General features: G+C 54.3%; 13 protein-coding genes. 3 read left to right on the forward strand and 10 right to left on the reverse strand.

The features are described from left to right. Positions 1-9: 9 nt before the first annotated feature. From ABDW36_RS24175 to ABDW36_RS24195, 5 genes are all read right to left on the reverse strand, one after another. The gene (locus ABDW36_RS24175) at positions 10-396 is read right to left on the reverse strand and encodes a DUF5017 domain-containing protein (protein ID WP_343704514.1); all 387 of its coding nucleotides are present in this window, start codon (positions 394-396) and stop codon (positions 10-12) included. Positions 397-416: 20 nt separating this feature from the next. Beyond that, positions 417-2267 carry a RagB/SusD family nutrient uptake outer membrane protein gene (locus tag ABDW36_RS24180; RefSeq protein WP_343704515.1) on the reverse strand — a complete coding sequence of 617 codons (1851 nt, stop codon included), beginning with the start codon at positions 2265-2267 and terminating at the stop codon, positions 417-419. 24 nt (positions 2268-2291) lie between these two features. Beyond that, positions 2292-5693 (reverse strand): TonB-dependent receptor, encoded by a 3402-nt coding sequence (locus tag ABDW36_RS24185; protein ID WP_343704516.1) that lies wholly within the window; start codon positions 5691-5693, stop codon positions 2292-2294. A 200-nt stretch (positions 5694-5893) separates the two neighbouring features. Next, positions 5894-7045: a FecR domain-containing protein gene (locus tag ABDW36_RS24190; protein WP_343704517.1), complete on the reverse strand. Its 1152-nt coding sequence runs from the start codon at positions 7043-7045 to the stop codon at positions 5894-5896. Between the two features lie 88 nt (positions 7046-7133). Continuing rightward, entirely contained in the window at positions 7134-7814 is a 681-nt protein-coding gene (locus tag ABDW36_RS24195) for an RNA polymerase sigma-70 factor (protein WP_343704518.1), read from the reverse strand. Positions 7815-7831: 17 nt separating this feature from the next. Here ABDW36_RS24195 and ABDW36_RS24200 point away from each other — a divergent pair, with 17 nt between their 5' ends. From ABDW36_RS24200 to ABDW36_RS24210, 3 genes are read left to right on the forward strand one after another with little or no spacing between them, the layout of a single operon-like run. Then, entirely contained in the window at positions 7832-8161 is a 330-nt protein-coding gene (locus tag ABDW36_RS24200; RefSeq protein WP_343704519.1) for a metalloregulator ArsR/SmtB family transcription factor, read from the forward strand. 55 nt (positions 8162-8216) lie between these two features. Further along, entirely contained in the window at positions 8217-9047 is an 831-nt protein-coding gene (locus ABDW36_RS24205) for an arsenite methyltransferase (RefSeq protein WP_343704520.1), read from the forward strand. A gap of 8 nt (positions 9048-9055) precedes the next feature. Further along, a complete protein-coding gene (locus ABDW36_RS24210; protein WP_343704521.1) occupies positions 9056-9472 on the forward strand; it encodes an arsenate reductase ArsC in 417 nt (138 codons plus the stop codon). Between the two features lie 86 nt (positions 9473-9558). Here ABDW36_RS24210 and ABDW36_RS24215 read toward each other — a convergent pair whose 3' ends face one another. The 5 genes from ABDW36_RS24215 to ABDW36_RS24235 all read right to left on the reverse strand — a co-directional run bounded on the left by ABDW36_RS24215 (position 9559) and on the right by ABDW36_RS24235 (position 16043). Beyond that, the gene (locus tag ABDW36_RS24215; protein ID WP_343704522.1) at positions 9559-11019 is read right to left on the reverse strand and encodes an IPT/TIG domain-containing protein; all 1461 of its coding nucleotides are present in this window, start codon (positions 11017-11019) and stop codon (positions 9559-9561) included. Between the two features lie 236 nt (positions 11020-11255). Continuing rightward, the gene (gene xth, locus ABDW36_RS24220) at positions 11256-12026 is read right to left on the reverse strand and encodes an exodeoxyribonuclease III (protein WP_343704523.1); all 771 of its coding nucleotides are present in this window, start codon (positions 12024-12026) and stop codon (positions 11256-11258) included. A 90-nt stretch (positions 12027-12116) separates the two neighbouring features. Further along, positions 12117-13964, reverse strand: coding sequence for a CARDB domain-containing protein (locus ABDW36_RS24225; RefSeq protein ID WP_343704524.1), 1848 nt, complete (start codon positions 13962-13964; stop codon positions 12117-12119). A 220-nt stretch (positions 13965-14184) separates the two neighbouring features. Further along, a complete protein-coding gene (locus ABDW36_RS24230; RefSeq protein ID WP_343704525.1) occupies positions 14185-14961 on the reverse strand; it encodes a phytanoyl-CoA dioxygenase family protein in 777 nt (258 codons plus the stop codon). Positions 14962-15233: 272 nt separating this feature from the next. Further along, positions 15234-16043 carry a CHRD domain-containing protein gene (locus tag ABDW36_RS24235; RefSeq protein ID WP_343704526.1) on the reverse strand — a complete coding sequence of 270 codons (810 nt, stop codon included), beginning with the start codon at positions 16041-16043 and terminating at the stop codon, positions 15234-15236. Positions 16044-16163: the final 120 nt, after the last annotated feature.

Consider the following 16163-nt stretch of genomic DNA (forward strand, 5'->3'; position numbering starts at 1 on the left):
TAGTTGTACTTATTCTGTAACAGTGACGGTAACGGCCTTCACTACTTCCCTGCTGCCATAAATGCTGGTATTTTTGCCGATGAAATACGCCTTGTATTCGCCTTTGGCGGCATACGTGTACGTAAAGCGCTGCAGACGGGAATCTGAATACCCTTTTACGGAAATAGACTTATTAACGCCATCCGGCGCGCCGCCCGCCACGTATTCACGGCCGGCCTCCCCGGAGTAAAAGGCAATGATGCCAGCCGTACCGTTAAATTCAAAAGTTCCCTCCTTGCCCGCCGCAAAGGTGAAGGCAGCAGCCGTTACGTTGAAATCAGGCGTTTCAGGCAATATTTCTTTTTTGCATGCCATGGTCAGCACCAGCATGCAGCAGATGATCAGTATACGTTTCATGAGCATATCGTTTTAATGCATTACCATCCCGGGTTTTGGGTTAATGCCCTGTTTAAGGTCAGTTCCTTGGTAGGAATGGGCCAGAGCGTGTTCCTTTCAGATATATTGGGGCCGAAGCCTTTGATGTAAAGATTGAGGTAGGCGGGCGTAGTGAGGTTGCCCAGGTCTTGCTGTATGGTGGCAGATAACTGGTGCATGCGTTCCACAAAAATGCCCCAGCGCAGCAGGTCTGCCTTCCGGAAGGTTTCCCCGTTCAGCTCCCTGGAGCGCTCGTCTTGCAAAAACTTCCGGAACTCCTCTTTCCCGGCCGTTGCTGCCGCAGGCACCTGCGCGTCTGCAGGCGTGTAGATGGCAGCCGTTGCCGCAGCGCCGGAGCCGTTGCCGCCGGTGAAAGTTATCTGCGGGGCAGATGTATATCCCATACCCCATGCCCTGCCAGTCACGGAATCATATGCGAAAGTAATACCCGTTACCTTGCCGCCAGATACTGTAGCAGTAGCCCTGATGCCGCTGCCTCCCCCGCCGGTGAAGCTCACTGCAGGCGCTGCAGTATAGCCGGCGCCGCCGTTGGTGATGGTCACTGTTTTGATGCCTGTTCGCCATCCTCTTTTCCTCACCTTGTTCACGGCTTCAACAGCCTCCGCAGTGGGGCCTGCTATTTCGTTCTCTGCTTCGGCATACATCAGCAGCACGTCCGAAAAACGCAGCAGCGGGCAGTTGGTAGGCGTACCCGTGTTGTTTTTGGGCAGTACCAGCTCATATTCCCGCCGGTATTTGCCGGGCCAGCGGTTGTAAGCCGTGTTCCGCGTTACAGCGGTGGTAACGTAGGTTCTGAAAAAAGCGGGCTGACTGGCGGTGCCGTAGTTGAAATTGGCAATACACCAGTCCCTCCTGGCATCTCCTTCCTCAAAACGGTAATACAGGTCTGCCGTGGCCTTGATGCCGGCATAGGCAAAACCCGTCTGCGTATTTTGTGTAGCCGGGCCGTTCACGTCTCCCAGGGAACCGGTTTCCGTATAGGCGTCTGATTTATTGCCCCAGAACTCCACTTCCCATAAAGACTCTTTAATATCATACTTGTCTGTGATCAGGTTCATGAACACGCCTACGTAAGAAGGGTTCAGGGCGTGGCCGGCGGCCGCATCGTCTATCACCTTTTTGGCCCAGCTGCGTGCTTCAGCATACTTGCTCACGTCCTTTACCGGGTGGCCGGCCATGTACAGGCATACCCGTGCCAGCATGCCGCGTACGGCAGACTTGTTTACCCGGCCGCCAAAGCCCAGCTCCTGGATGGGAGCTACCAGCTTTTCGGCCTCTGTCATATCTGCAATAATGTGTTCGTATACTTCCCTGGCGGTAGCGCGGGGTACGTCCACATCATTCAACGATGCGGGCGGCTGCAGCACCAGGGGCACACCGCCAAAGCTCTGCACCAGCATAAAATAGTAGTACGCCCGCAGGAAAAGGGCTTCTCCCCTTACTTTGGAACGCAGGGCGGCATCTATCTCAGGGTTCTTGTCTATGTTGGCCAGCAGGTAATTGGCGCGGCCAATGCCGATGTACAAATTGCTCCACACGCTCTGGAAATCAGGGTGTGCGGCGGTGTAATCATATACATGCAGCCCGCTGAGCGGGGAGTTCTTTACGTACCAGTGCTCATCTCCCTCAAAGCCGAAGCGGAAATGAATGGGGTTGGAATACAGTACGCCCAGGTTGTCATACACGCCGGTGAGCGCTACGTTCAGCTGCTCGGCGGTACGGTAGTAAGCGTCCGGTTCAACAAAATCCTGCGGCCGGAGGTCCAGCTTTTTTACGCAACTGCCCAGTGAAAGCAGCATACCGGCAAATAAGATCAGTTTTCTGTACTTCATGTTTTATAGTATGAGCGTCAGGAATTAAAAAGTAGCGTTCAGGCCAAACACAATGGTCCTGGCAATGGGATAGGCGGAAAAATCAAAACCGGGCGTAAGCACGGAACTGCGTACAGACACTTCCGGGTCCATACCCGTGTATTTCGTGAACGTGAGCAGGTTCTGCGCAGCCACGGTCAGCCGCAGCCTGCTCATATGCAGCGCCTTCAGGTAACGTTCCGGCAGGTTGTAGCCCAAAGACACCGTTTTCAACCGCAGGTAGGAACCGTCTTCTATGACCCTGGAAGAATAGCTGCCAATGGTGCCCTGGCCGCCAGGTTTGAAGTTCTTGTTGGTGGGATTGGTTTCGCTCCAGCGGTCCATATAACTGGCAAACTGGTTCAGGCTGAGCCTGATGTTGCCGTTGCCTTCAAACATGTAGCGGTTGGCGTTCAGGATGTCATTACCGTAAGACCATTGCAGGAACACATTGAGGTCAAAGCCCTTGTAGGAAAAGTTATTGGAGAAGCCGCCGGTGTGGATGGGCTGCCCGCGGCCAATCACTACCTGGTCTGCCGGTGTAATATCTCCATCCCCATTCACATCCCGGTACTTGATATGGCCGGGCTGTGCGTTGGCGCCATTGTTATGCACACCGGGCTTGCGGGTGTAAACGCCGGAAGGAGATTTGTCAAAATCACTCAGCTGGTATACGCCGTCAAAAATGTAACCGTAAAACATCCCGGCGGGCTGCCCCACCTGTGAGATGTACGGCGGGTTGTTGTTGTACTGCGTTTCAAAGTTCACCGTAGAATACAGCGCCTCCTGCCCTCTCACCAGCTCCAGTATCTTGTTCTGGTTAAAAGCGATGTTGAAGTTGCTGCTCCATTCAAAGGCCTTCGTTTTGAAATTGACCGTTCTTAACGCCAGCTCAAGCCCCTGGTTCTGGATCTTGCCGATGTTCATGCGTGCCTGCACCAGGCCCATGGTAGCGGGCAGGTCTGCATTCAGCAACAGGTCACTGGTTACCTTGCGGTACCAGTCAACCGTCAGCTCCACCCGGTTGTTGTAGAGGCCCAGGTCGTAACCGATGTTCAGCTGGCGCGTGGTTTCCCATTTCAGGTTGCGGTTGCCAAGACCGGAAATGATGGCGCCCTTGGAAGGCGCGGCGTTGTTGAAAGAATAGGAATTGCCGATGGGGAAACTCAGGCCGGAAAACGCATCGTAGTTACCTACGCGGTTATTGCCGGTGCTGCCGTAACTCAGACGGAGCTTGGCATTGGACACGAATGAAAGGCCTTTCATGAAATTCTCTTCCTGCATGTTCCAGGCCAGCGAGCCGGAGGGGAAATAGCCCCATTTGTGGCCTTCCGCAAACTTGGAGGAACCGTCTCCCCGGAAAGTGAACTCCAGCAGGTACCGGGAGCGGTAGTTGTATGTAAGGCGGCCAAAATAGGAAGCAATAAAATTTTCTCCGGAAGTGGCATAGGCGGTATAGGGAATGCCCTCATCAAGGCCGGGCATTCCCAGGTATTCATTGGGCAGGTTTTGCGCGGCATACCCATAGGTGTCCGCTTTGTAGTTCTGGAAGGAAACACCGCCCAGTGCTGTGAGCTTGTGATCGTTGATCTTTTTGGTGTAGGTCACCGTATTGTCGTTAGACAAGATGTTGGTTTCCGTATAGGTAACGGAACCATGCTGGCCTCTGACGTTGCGTGGGTTCAGCGGGCTGCCCTGCACGGTTTTAGAGTTGAAAAACACATCTCCCCGCCGCCGCCTGCTTGACATGGAGCCGGCAAAGCGGAACACGAGGTCAGGGATGGGCGTATAAGTGAGGTACCCATTGGCCAGGAAGTCTGAGGTGCTGGATTTGTTATGCTCGTTATTGCTGGTGGTGATGGGGTTCAGCCTGATGTCGTACTGGTTGATGAAAGCCATGTCGCCATCATCATCAATCAGGTCTGTATTCGGATCTCCGGCCACGGGGCGGTAGCCCCAGGCGCGGGACAGCAGGTAGGTGGTGAACATGGGGCCGTTACCTTCCGCCACCGGCTGGCCGTTGGTATTGATGCGGCTATAGTTCACCGTAACGCCTGCCTTGAACTGGCGGCCAATACCCTGGTCTATGGCAATGCGGCCCTGGTAGCGGTTATAGCCGGAGTTGATGATGATGCCTTGCTGGTCAAATACAGAGCCGGAGATGGAATACCGTGTTTGCCCGGTGCCGCCCCTTACGGCAATGTTGCTGATCATAACGGGCGAAGTACGGAACACCTGGTCTTGCCAGTTGATGCCTTCCATACCGCGGTAAGATTCCAGCGTGCGCCCGTTCTGAAAATAGGTATTGGTAGCGGAGGTTTTGTTGAGCTCCGACTGGTATTCCACAAAATCATACGCCCCCATTACCGGTATTGTTTTCTGCACCTGCTGCATGCCCCAGGAGGTGTTGAAGGTTACAACGGGTTTGCCCAGCTTGCCCTTTTTTGTTTCTACCAGCACTACGCCGTTGGCGGCACGGGAACCGTAAATGGCGGTGGCGGAGGCGTCTTTGAGGATGTTGATGGTTTCAATGTCATCAGGGTTGAGCATGCCGTCTTCCGGGTCTTCAATCGGGAACCCGTCTATCACGTACAAGGGGGCGTTGCTTTGCGTGAGGGAGTTGGCGCCGCGTATCACAATGTCCATTCCCTTGCCGGGCTGCCCGTCTTGCGCGGCTACCTGTACACCCGCAATGCGGCCTGCCAGTGCATCTGTAAAGGAGGCTACGGGCGCTTTGGCAAGGTCTCCCATATCCACCTGGCCTACGGCGCCGGTGAGGTCTGTCTTTTTTACAGAGCCGTAGGCCACCACTACTTCCACCTGCCCCAGGTTATTAGCCTGCTGCCGCATGCGCACTTTGCCCAGGTCAAGGTCTGCCGTTGCTGTTACGGTAACGGGAATGCGGAGTGACTGGTAACCCAGGCAGGAAATTTCCAGCATATAGTTACCCGGCGCCACGCCCGCCAGCAGGAAGGCGCCGCGTGCGTCTGAAGATGTGCCCTTGTTGCCGGGCAACAGTCTTACGGAAGCACGCTGTACGGGAACGGCCGCACTGTCTTGCAGAATACCCGTGATGTTCCGCGTGGCGGCAAGCGCGTTGCCGGCATTGCTATCGTCTTTTTTGTAGATGAGGATGGTTTTGTTACTGATCTCATAGCCCAGTGGCTGGCCCTGCAGCACCATGTCAAGCAAGCGGGGCAGCGGCATGTTCACTACGTTCAGCGTAACGGGACGGCTGTTGCCGAGCACTCTTTTGTTACTGAACACTACATAGCCCGTTTGTTTTTCAATGGTGCTGAACACCTGCGTAAGGGGCATGTTACTGCCTGCAACAGTAACCGTTTGCGCAATATTCTTCCCCGAAACATGCAGCAAACAAAGCAGCAACAGGTAAGCTGTAAATCTCATGGCGCGGAACATTTGGCTACAGGAGCCGGGCAATAGAAGGCCCCTGTAAATAGCTTTAAATTGCATACATTTACATTGATTTGGTTGACTAATAACCAGTCTGCCACGACTGTGCGTATTCATTGTCCGCCACGTCAGCCGATGCGCCCCGGGCCCTAATCCGGGGCGTATTCTTTTTGTGACGCGCGAATTGTTTCCTCTTATTTGACGGCCAGCACTACCAGCCTGTTATTACCTTCCAGCCTGAACTTCACTTCGGTTCGTTCCAGCATTTTGAGCATGGTGGAAAGCGGGATGTTGCGTTGCATTTTGCCGTAGAACTCCATGTCAGGTATGCCGTTTTCATACACCACCGTGATGTTGTACCAGCGGGAAAGCTGGCGCATCACCTCTTCCAGCGAGGCATCCTGGAAATTGAACAGGCCGTTTTTCCAGGCAATGGCCTTTTCAGTGTCTGCCGCGTTGTTGATCGTTAACGAAGTGGTCGTGCTTACGGCCTGCTGCCCTGGAGAAAGCTGTATGTCCCTGCTGCCTGCCGTTACTTTCACCTTGCCCCTGAGCAGCGTGGTTTTGATGTTGCGCTCGTCCGTATACGCGTTGATGTTAAACGTAGTGCCCAGCACCAGCACTTCCGCCTGCCGGTTCACCATTACTTTAAACGGCGCGGATGCCTGCTGCGCCACTTCAAAATAGGCTTCGCCGGTCAGCTCCACTTTTCTTTCATGTTTGTCAAAGGAAATGGGGAAACGAATGGATGAGGCCGCATTGAGCCATACCTCCGTGCCGTCTGGCAGGCGGAGGCGGTACTGGCCGCCGGCGGGCGTTGTGAGCGTATTGTAGGCGCCCGCTGCCGCGGTGGCGCCGGTGTATTGCAGTTGTCCGTTTTGCTGCCGGATAGCGCCGCTGCCCTGCTGGGCAATTTGCCGCGCCGTACTGTCTACCGTTACCGTACTGCCGTCTGCCAGCGTGAGCACGGCTTTGTTGCTGCCCGACATCACCTCTTCCATTTGCGCCGTTTGCGGCGGTGAGGGCGGTTGCTGCAGCAGGAAATAGAAACCTCCTGCCAGCACCAGCAGCAACACGGCTGCAGCAGCGGCCAGGTACGGCTTCAGGCGGCGTACCGGCGCAGGAGGGCGAATGGCGGCTTCAATACGGGCGTAAATGCGCCGGAAAACCTCCTCCTGCCCCTCCTGCCCGTACTTTTCCTGTTCCAGGCTGCCCAGCAGCATTTCCTCAAACGCCTGCAGGTACGCAGGATCTGCCAGCAGGTTGTGCAGCTCCCGCTCTTCCGCAGCAGTGGCGGTACCGGTAATGTATTTGTCTGTCAGTTCTTGCAGCAGGGCCTTGTTCATATTGTCAGGTTAGCGGTTACATATAAAGACGCAAAAGAAAAGAGGTACCGGGGATGGCTGTCAAAAAAAATTTCAATATTCTTATCCGCTATAAATAATACAGGCAGAATATGGCTATATGCAGGTGGCTGCCGTTGTTCTTCAGGTAAGTGCGCAGGAAGTTAAGCGCCAGGGTGATGTATTCACTCACCGTGTCTTTTGAAATGTTCAGCTCCGCCGCTATTTCCGCGTGGCTTTTGCCTTCCAGCCGGCTCATTTCAAACACCCTCCTCCGTTTGGGCGGCAGTTGCGCTATGCCCTGGCGCAGCAGGCCGTTCAGCTCTTTCAGCTCCAGCTGGCTGTCCGGCACATACAGGGTTTCCGCCGCATGCACCTCTTCGGTTGTATGCTCCGCGGCAAGCTTTTCCCGCAAGCGGGATACAATTTTGTTCCTGGCAATGATGAACAGGTAACCGCGGAAATTTTCTACGCCGGGGAGGCTTTCCCGCTTTTCCCAGATGGCGAGGAACACGTCCTGCGTAAGCTCTTCCGCTTTTTCCGGAGAGCGCAGGTAGGCCAGGGCATGCGCGTATACATTGGGCCAGAAAACGGACACAATAGTTTTGAGGGCTTGCTGGTTGCCAGCAGCCATCTCATGCAATAAGTATGTCTGATTTTGAATTTCCCCGTACATCCCCGTGGTGGCGGCTTGGTTACAGACCTGGTTGTATGCGGACAAATGTATAAAAAAGAATGCTGAGAAGTTTTTTTTGTTTTTATCACCTATCATCGTAATATTACAATCAAATGGGTGCAACAAAAACAGATCTATTTACCAGGCAGCAGAATGATATTGCCGGTATGGCCAAGGCGCTGGCCCATCCTGCCCGCATTGCCATCCTGCAGTACCTGGTGAAGATCAACACCTGCATCTGCGGAGACCTGGTAGAAGAACTCGGCCTGGCGCAGCCTACTATTTCACAGCACCTCAAGGAGCTGAAGGCGGTGGGCTTGGTACAAGGTACGGTGGAAGGCACGGCCGTATGTTATTGTATCAACCCCAAAACCTGGAAACAGTACCGGGAGCTGTTTTCGAAGTTTTTTGACAGCAGCGTATCCGAAGGCAATTGCTGCTGATTTTTTTTGCCTTTATCTATCGCAATATTGCAATTAAGCTAAAACACTTGCCATCATGCCTACAGAACAGGAACTCAAAGCCATTGTACGGGAAAAATACGGGCAAATTGCCCTGCAGGACAAGGAAACCAACGCCGCCTCCTGCTGCGGCGCCGGTAGCTGCTCCAGCGAAGTATACAACATCATGAATGAAGATTACACCGCTCTTGACGGCTACAACCCTGATGCGGACCTGGGCCTCGGCTGCGGCCTGCCCACACAGTTTGCCAACATCAAAAAGGGAGACGTGGTGATAGACCTTGGCTCCGGCGCGGGGAACGACTGTTTCATTGCGCGTGCTGAAACCGGCGATACAGGCAAGGTGATCGGGATCGATTTTACTGAAGCCATGATCAGCAAAGCCAGGCAAAACGCCGAAGCGCGGGGGTTCAACAATGTTGAATTCAGAATGGGCGACATAGAGCAGATGCCGGTGAGCAGCAACGTGGCTGATGTAGTGGTGAGCAACTGCGTGCTGAACCTGGTGCCGAACAAAAACGGCGTGTTTGCTGAAATATTCCGGGTGTTGAAGCCCGGCGGCCACTTCAGCATATCTGACGTGGTGCTCACCGGCAGCCTCCCGCCCGCCCTGCAGGCCGCCGCGGAAATGTATGCCGGCTGTGTAGCCGGCGCCAGCCGGAAAGATGACTACATCAACCTGATCAAGGCCAACGGTTTCCGGAATGTGACCATCCAAAAGGAGAAACCTATCGTAATACCTGAGGACATTCTTTCCCGCTACCTTTCAACGGAAGAGATCAAATCAGGACAGTCCGGTATCTACAGCATCACCGTGTACGCGGAGAAGCCGGTGGAAGGCTGCTGCGGGCCGGGGTGTTGTTCTTAAATCATCTTATGAAAAAAGTACTGGTACTTTGTACAGGCAATAGCTGCCGCAGCCAGATGGCGGAAGGGTATTTAAGGCATTTTGCAGGCAATACCGCCGAAATTTACAGCGCCGGCGTTGAAACGCACGGGGTAAACCCCAGGGCCATTGTCACGATGGCGGAAGACGGCATTGACATTTCCGGGCATACGTCTAACAAGGTCAGTGAATACACCGGCATTCCGTTTGACTATGTCATCACCGTGTGCGACAACGCAAGGGAACGTTGCCCGGTATTTCCCTCCGGTGCGCAAAAGTTCCACGAAAACTTCCCTGACCCCGCCAAGGCTACAGGTACTGAGGAAGAGATCATGGCGCAGTTCAGGGAGGTGCGGCAGGTCATTCGTGATTACTGCGAGAAATTTGCGGCTGCGCACCTGGTATAATCTGTACTATCGATGAACAATGTACCTGGCTGCAGGAGCATATTTCCCATAGCCAGGTACCCTGTCTTGCCAACCATATGGCGCTGCTAATCCCTGAAACGGAATTCATATATCGTTCCCTTGTCTGACCAGCCGTACACTTTGTTATTGATCACACCAACATGCTGAATAAACTGACCCACCGGCTCATCCAGCACCATGCGCCAGGCGCCGTCAGTTCCATTGGCGGGGTCAAATTCCCAAACGCGGCTGCCGGCAACAAAGTAGGCTTTGCCATTCCAGTGAAATGCCGGGGTGTTGGTACCGGTTTGGCCGGGGAAGTCTGCCACCCGCGTCAGCTGTGCGGCGCCGTTGGCGTGGTAAAAACGGAATACGGCATTGCGGGGGGAGTTCAGCTGCATCAGCGCGGGACCGATGAGCACGTAACTGCCCATATTAACGGCATTGCCGCCGTCTATCTGCCGCCAGGGAGCCTGTGCCATTTTGTTCCAGTTGCCGTTGGCATCCCTGGCGTAAATATCCGTATTCCCCAATCCGGAGCCGGCATACAACATCCCATACAGTACAAACGAAATACCCATACCCGGGTTAAAAGCAGCAAAGGGCGCTGCCGCGGTTACCGTGCCCCCGGCCGGGTCAAATGCCCACCATTGGGCGTAATGCTCCTGCGGCAGACCGTTGCCTATCAGCACCTGGTTGCCCACTACTGCCGCGGTGGCGTTCTGCAGGTTGGCGGGTATGCCTGGAAGGTCTGTCATCAGCCAGCCGTCCGTTGGTTTGGCGGGGTCCCACACGTGAAAGGATGCGGTGTTGATATTGGCTGCCAGACTACGGAAGCCCCAGTATAACCTGTTGCCATAAACGAAAGATATCCCGCCGGGGTAAATATTGGCGCCGGGCGCGTTGGGCGGAACTGTGGGAGTTCCCCAGGTGGCATACTTGCCGGGAGCAGTCACTTCAAACTCCGCCGCGCTCTCAAAGAGCCTGCCGTCTGCCTCTACCGTGATCTTGTGTCTGGTGAGGCTGGTGTTGAAAGGGATGGTAAAGATGATCTGGTCTACGCTGCTGCTTTTCAGCGCACTTTCCACGCCGTTCAGCCTCACTTTGGGAGAAAGCGGCAGCCCCCGGCCGGTGATGGTCACTTCCGTGCCAAAAGGCCCTGATTTAGGGGTAAAGTCTGCGATGCCATCCGGTAAGGGATCTACAACAAAGTCTGTAGCAGACACCGCGCGCTGCGCGTTAACGGTTACACGCAGCTTGCCTGTACCGGCTCCTGCTGGTACCGTTGCTTTCAGCTGCGTGGCTGAGGCTTCCGTTACCACGGCCGCGGCGCCGTTAAATGTGACTTCATTGTTTGCCGCGGTGGCCGAAAAGTTCTTGCCCGTGATGGTGACAGCCGTGCCGGCCACACCATGGGAGGGAGTAAACGCGGTTATTACGGGAATGCGCTCATTGTCTGGCGGGGCGCCGGGGCCATTGTTTTTCTTGCATGACAATACAGTCAGGAATAAGGCAGTTAATGCCATGAATGCATGGTTCGTCTTCATTGTCTAAAAGGGGTTTGTAGCGTTTGGGGTGCTTCTTCAGTATTTGCCAGCATAAAAAAATAGCAGCTCCTGCCAGGAACTGCTATGATGATGCAAAAGTAATTTAAAAAATGAGAATCGGAAAAATATTTTACCAACGGTCCGACAAACAGCAAACTTGTCTTGATATAAACCACTGCCGCTATGCCGCTCACCGCAACCGGTGTCTCTGATAAACCGGAGCGTGGCCGGTGCTGCTACTTCAACTCGATCCACACCGGGGCGTGGTCACTAGATTTCTCCCAGCCGCGCACATGCATGTCTACTGCGGCTTTCTGCAGCCGTGGCACCAGTTGCGGACTAAGCAGGAAGTGATCTATGCGGAGGCCGGCGTTGCGGCCAAAGGCATTGCGGAAATAGTCCCAGAAAGTATAGATGGTCTCATCAGGATGAAGGTGGCGCACCGCGTCCGTCCAGCCCTGCTGCATCAGCTCATGGAAGGCTGCGCGGGTTTCCGGACGGAAGAGCGCATCGTCTACCCAGCGCTCCGGTTTGTACACGTCTTTTTCTGTGGGCATCACATTGAAGTCTCCCGTCAGCACTACCGGCAGCTCCTGTGCCAGCAGCTCTTTAGCATGCGTTTGCAGGCGTTTGAACCAGCTCAGTTTGTAATCGAACTTGGGGCCTGGCGCCGGGTTGCCGTTGGGCAGGTAAAGGCAGGCTACGAGAATACCGCCTACCACTGCTTCTATGTAGCGGCTGTTCACATCATCAGGGTCTCCGGGTAGCGCGCGGCGCAGCTCTTTGATCTCCCCTATGCGAGACAGGATGGCCACGCCATTCCAGCTTTTCTGGCCGTGCCAGTTCACATCATACCCGGCAGCACGGATGGCCTGTTCAGGAAACTTTTCCTGCGGGGCCTTCAGCTCCTGCAGGCATACCACATCAGGCGCAGATTCTTCCAGCCAGCGGAGCAGCACCGGCAGGCGGCTGTTGATGCCGTTTACATTATAAGTGGCTATTTTCATACAACGGATTTCGTTTCAGACCCTCAATTTAGGCATAATATTTTTACGCCGGCAACCCTGGCCCGCCGGCTATGCGTAACAAGACCTTCACTATGGTATCACTATGCTCTCCGTGCGGGTATTATTAGTTTCATCCCGCTCCGCAAAACGATTCTGATCATCTGTTTTCACTACAACAGTATGTGTGCCGGAAACGGCCGTCCATGTACTGGGCGAGCAGCCGTTAGACACCAAGGTGATGGAGGCGCCGGGCGCCAGTGAAGCAGTGTAGGAGCCATTGCAGCCTACGCTGGCGCCGTTCACCTTGAAGTTCACCCCATTGATTACACTGGCAGGAGTGGCTACTGTGCCTACGTTTTTCACCACTGCGGTGAAACGTACTACATCACCAGCCACAGGGTTAGCAGGTGTCCATGTAATGTCTGTCACTATCATGTCTGGCCGCGGTGGGTTCACGGTGAAGGTTTCTGTGCGGGTGTTATTGGTTTCGCTCTTTTCATTAAAACGGAACTGATCGTCTACCGTTGCTACAACAGAGTGAGTACCCAGTGCCGCCGTCCACGTGGAAGGCAAGCAGCCGTTAGCCGTCAGCGTTCTGGAAGCGCCGGGCGCCAGCGAAGTAACCGAGCTTCCGTTGCAGCCCACGTTCACACCGTTCAGTTTAAAGGCAACGCCGTGAATAACGCCGGCAGGTGTAGCGGTATCTCCCTGGTTTTTGATAACGGCTGTGAAAGTGACCACTTCTCCCGGTTCAGGGAAGGCGGGCACCCAGGTAACATCTGTTACCACCAGGTCTGGCCTCACGGAATCGAGCGCCTGTTTTTTGTAAGACCAGTTCTGGTACCGGTTGGGATCCGCTTTCCAGGCATTAAACGCTACGGAATCCGTTTTACCGGGATAGCCGTTGAACTTCACAAAGCCGAAGTTCTCTTCTTCATAATTAGCGCTACCTGCCCGCTCCGGCTGGTCCAGCAACTCGTGGAAAATAATAGCTTCTACGCTCGGTTCAGCCTGTACTTCAGAAGTGAGGCGGATGCGCCAGTCGTTAGACCGGTCTTCATTCTGCTGCTGCGTAAGTGTTTCTTTGGACCGGGCGTTAGTTTCCGTGTACCAGATGGGGCGCTGATAGCGGTTGAACAGGTATTGGTGGATGTTGCTGATGCCCAGGTTGCCCTGGTAGGCAGACGGCATTTCGGAATACAGGTGCCAGGCGCAGATGTTGATAGTGGGTGCGGCGGCCAGCATTCTGTCCATCCAGAAAATGGGGAAATAACCAGCGGTGTTCACCATGCTTTTGGCGTTGGGTAGTACGGATTTGAGACCTTCTTCCATGCCTTTTACGTACTGCTCCGCAATCAGCACACGGGCCATGTCATAATTGCTTTGCACACGGCCGTCTCCGTTCGAGAGCAGGTGGTCGAACAACTCCCATTCATTGCCCAGCTCGAAATGATCGAAGTACTGCCCATAGAGCGCAGCAAAGCCGGCCATCTGGGCAAAGGCTTCGTCATAAGCTTCCTGCGGCGTGCCGTCATACCGGCAACGGTCATACACCATGGGAAGGATCTTGATGTTTTTGGCAGAGCATTTGGCTATGATGTCCAGCAGCTTGGCATGGTTCACCGCCTGCCCATCGGGCTGCGTGGACACATCTATCCGGTACCAGCCCATGCCCAGCTGCTCTATCATAGCTGCCTGCGTGGTATAGCTCACACCTGCCACCGTAGAAGAGCTGGCATTGTAAGCGTAGGTGTTCAGCGGGTGACCGTTGATGCCCACCTTCAGGTTTGCGGATTGGGCGCTGAGTGGCTGCGTAGTGGCAAGCCCGTTATGAAGGGCTTCTTTGGGCAACGGTTTACGACAGGCGGTCGTAAACAAAAAAAACTGCAATGCTAACGTGGTGAGGGCAAACGTTGTTACCAGGGTTTTTTGGATCATAAACGTGGATTTATTGGGTGAATACAAATACAATGTGCTACAATGGGCCGGGGTACACTTAACTATTCTCTGCAATAATTACAAACTATTGCTAATTTATGATATATGCAAGTGCCCCGGCCCTTTTTTGCAGCATGTCCGCATTTGGCGCGCTTTTACCGCGCCCACACTGGCGCGGCATCAAGCGGTCTTTTGCTCATGGGTGCGCTATCACTGATTTTCATGATTGCGCCAATGCCAGATGAATGGCCTTTTCAACCGGTGCTTCAGGTTTTTCAATATTCAGTTCCTTCTTCAGCAGCAGCGGCGGCTGTGCCAGAAACCTCGGCTCTTTGCCCCGGTGGGGTTGCGCGGCATGTACCAGGAAGGGATGACAAAGGTATACGGTACCTGCCTTTCCGGTGGCCAGCACTTCTTCCTTTGAAGGCAAGGCATCCAGACTGGCCGCTATTTCCCTTAACGAAAGCCCCTGCTCCCCCGCCGGCTGCAGCAGCTTTGCCACATCAAGATGAGAGCCTTTGCGGATGCGGGTAGGCGCGTCATGCTCCCCCGTATCCGAGAACAGGAACAACATCAGCAGCGCCCTGTTTTTTGACTGTACATTAGCGCGCCATTCCATGAAATCACCGGTATCCTCACCGGCAAAACTGACGTCTATATGCCAGCCTGCGTCTCCCGGATCTTCCGGGGATGGGAAGCGTACCGGGAAGGTGCCCATAGCCATACAGGGCAGCCATTTACCTTGTCCTACCAACTGGTCGAACACCTGGTGAAGCAGCGTAGTATTGGCCGCTTTAACAAATGGTCCTTCAGTGAACATACCCAACCGCACTACCGGGCGCGTCCAGGTGGCGGGGTCATGAGGGTTTTCAGGCATATTGCGCCAGAGTATAGTGCGGGCTTCTTCGGCCAGGGTGGCGGAGAATGCATTGTCTATACGAATGAAACCGTCTTGTATGAATTGTGTTATCTGCTGACTTGAAAGAATATCTGCCATGATTATTGTGCATTATTTACCTGCCGGGCAATGGAATAGCAACCGGTGGTAATGTGATAAGAAATACTAACAGGGCCCGGTGGGCGCCGGCCAGCTATGTGATCAGAATGTAGGAAATAATCTACAGGCGCCTGAAGCAGGCGCCATGCCGGAAGGGCATTGAGAGGAAGTTATCAGAGTGTTGGTGTCATTCTCATGGTATCGCAAATATAGGCAGAAATTTTTTGAAAAAAGGCCTGCGTTCTTTGCAGGCCTTTTCATGAAAAGTACGTCTAGCGGATCTGCCCCCTGATAAGCCCGTCAGGATGGGCATTAGTATGCACATTAGTGTACAATGCTTCATTCCTTAATGCATTTGCCGTTGCTTCATCTACCGGTGTCATTTTTGAAATGCCGAAATCGGCCGCGCTGGCGCAAAGGCCTACCAGCACCGCGCCGTTGGTACCGGCTGCACCGCGGTGGATATGCGCGGCAGTCAATGTTTCGCCGCCCAGCCCGCCTTCCACCGTCACGCGGGAGTACAGCTTGCGGTCTATGGTGAGGCGTACCAGCGCCCTGCCGGTAGCCAGGGTGGTTACGGGCGGCACCTCGTTGAGGCCGTTCATTTCCACATCCGCCGCCATAATGATGTCACTGTTCACCGTACCTCTTACCAGGCCCGCGGGGAACTGGGTGGAGTGCACGTTGAAATAGATATCGTTTTTACTGTCTTTCAGGCTGTCTGCCAGCGACTGCCGCAAGGTGATCTCCCCGGAAGCGGCCGTGCCGCTGAAGGCGGGGAAAGGTAGTATGATGGGGCCGTTGGTGACCGGGTCTCCGGTATGGAAATGCGCCATGGTCAACTGGTCTCCGGAAGCCAGGTTTTCCACCCTGAAAGAGTATTTGAGCGTAGTGTTATAAAGTTGCATGGTGAGGAGCCCTGTTTCAGTGCGGCCGGCGGGTGTGGGATTTTCCAGCCTGGTGCTGAGGGGAATGCTCCAGATGATGTCCGGATTGGGGTTATCGTTCTTGTTACAGGCGGCAAGTGCCAGCAAACCGGCTGCGGCCAGGGCAGGCATGGTCAGGATACGGCTGTTTTTCATAATGAAGGATTTGGTTACCTGTTGTGCAGCGCAAAAATGGCTCCAAAAGTGTATCCCGTTGTGTTACAGGTGCTTCCGTGTATGCTTTAAATCTATATTTTTGCTAATCGGGTGTTTTGT

This window comes from Chitinophaga sp., assembly GCF_039596455.1.
Taxonomy (GTDB): Bacteria; Bacteroidota; Bacteroidia; order Chitinophagales; family Chitinophagaceae; genus Chitinophaga.

What these genes read in the sequence shown, in the direction of transcription:
- xth (WP_343704523.1), bottom strand. Translation starts at nt 12,026, where the DNA reads ATGAAAATAGCCACTTATAATGTAAACGGCATCAACAGCCGCCTGCCG.
- ABDW36_RS24190 (WP_343704517.1), bottom strand. Translation starts at nt 7,045, where the DNA reads ATGAACAAGGCCCTGCTGCAAGAACTGACAGACAAATACATTACCGGT.
- ABDW36_RS24205 (WP_343704520.1), top strand. Translation starts at nt 8,217, where the DNA reads ATGCCTACAGAACAGGAACTCAAAGCCATTGTACGGGAAAAATACGGG.
- ABDW36_RS24235 (WP_343704526.1), bottom strand. Translation starts at nt 16,043, where the DNA reads ATGAAAAACAGCCGTATCCTGACCATGCCTGCCCTGGCCGCAGCCGGT.
- ABDW36_RS24180 (WP_343704515.1), bottom strand. Translation starts at nt 2,267, where the DNA reads ATGAAGTACAGAAAACTGATCTTATTTGCCGGTATGCTGCTTTCACTG.
- ABDW36_RS24215 (WP_343704522.1), bottom strand. Translation starts at nt 11,019, where the DNA reads ATGAAGACGAACCATGCATTCATGGCATTAACTGCCTTATTCCTGACT.
- ABDW36_RS24225 (WP_343704524.1), bottom strand. Translation starts at nt 13,964, where the DNA reads ATGATCCAAAAAACCCTGGTAACAACGTTTGCCCTCACCACGTTAGCA.
- ABDW36_RS24175 (WP_343704514.1), bottom strand. Translation starts at nt 396, where the DNA reads ATGAAACGTATACTGATCATCTGCTGCATGCTGGTGCTGACCATGGCA.
- ABDW36_RS24185 (WP_343704516.1), bottom strand. Translation starts at nt 5,693, where the DNA reads ATGAGATTTACAGCTTACCTGTTGCTGCTTTGTTTGCTGCATGTTTCG.
- ABDW36_RS24210 (WP_343704521.1), top strand. Translation starts at nt 9,056, where the DNA reads ATGAAAAAAGTACTGGTACTTTGTACAGGCAATAGCTGCCGCAGCCAG.
- ABDW36_RS24230 (WP_343704525.1), bottom strand. Translation starts at nt 14,961, where the DNA reads ATGGCAGATATTCTTTCAAGTCAGCAGATAACACAATTCATACAAGAC.
- ABDW36_RS24200 (WP_343704519.1), top strand. Translation starts at nt 7,832, where the DNA reads ATGGGTGCAACAAAAACAGATCTATTTACCAGGCAGCAGAATGATATT.
- ABDW36_RS24195 (WP_343704518.1), bottom strand. Translation starts at nt 7,814, where the DNA reads ATGATAGGTGATAAAAACAAAAAAAACTTCTCAGCATTCTTTTTTATA.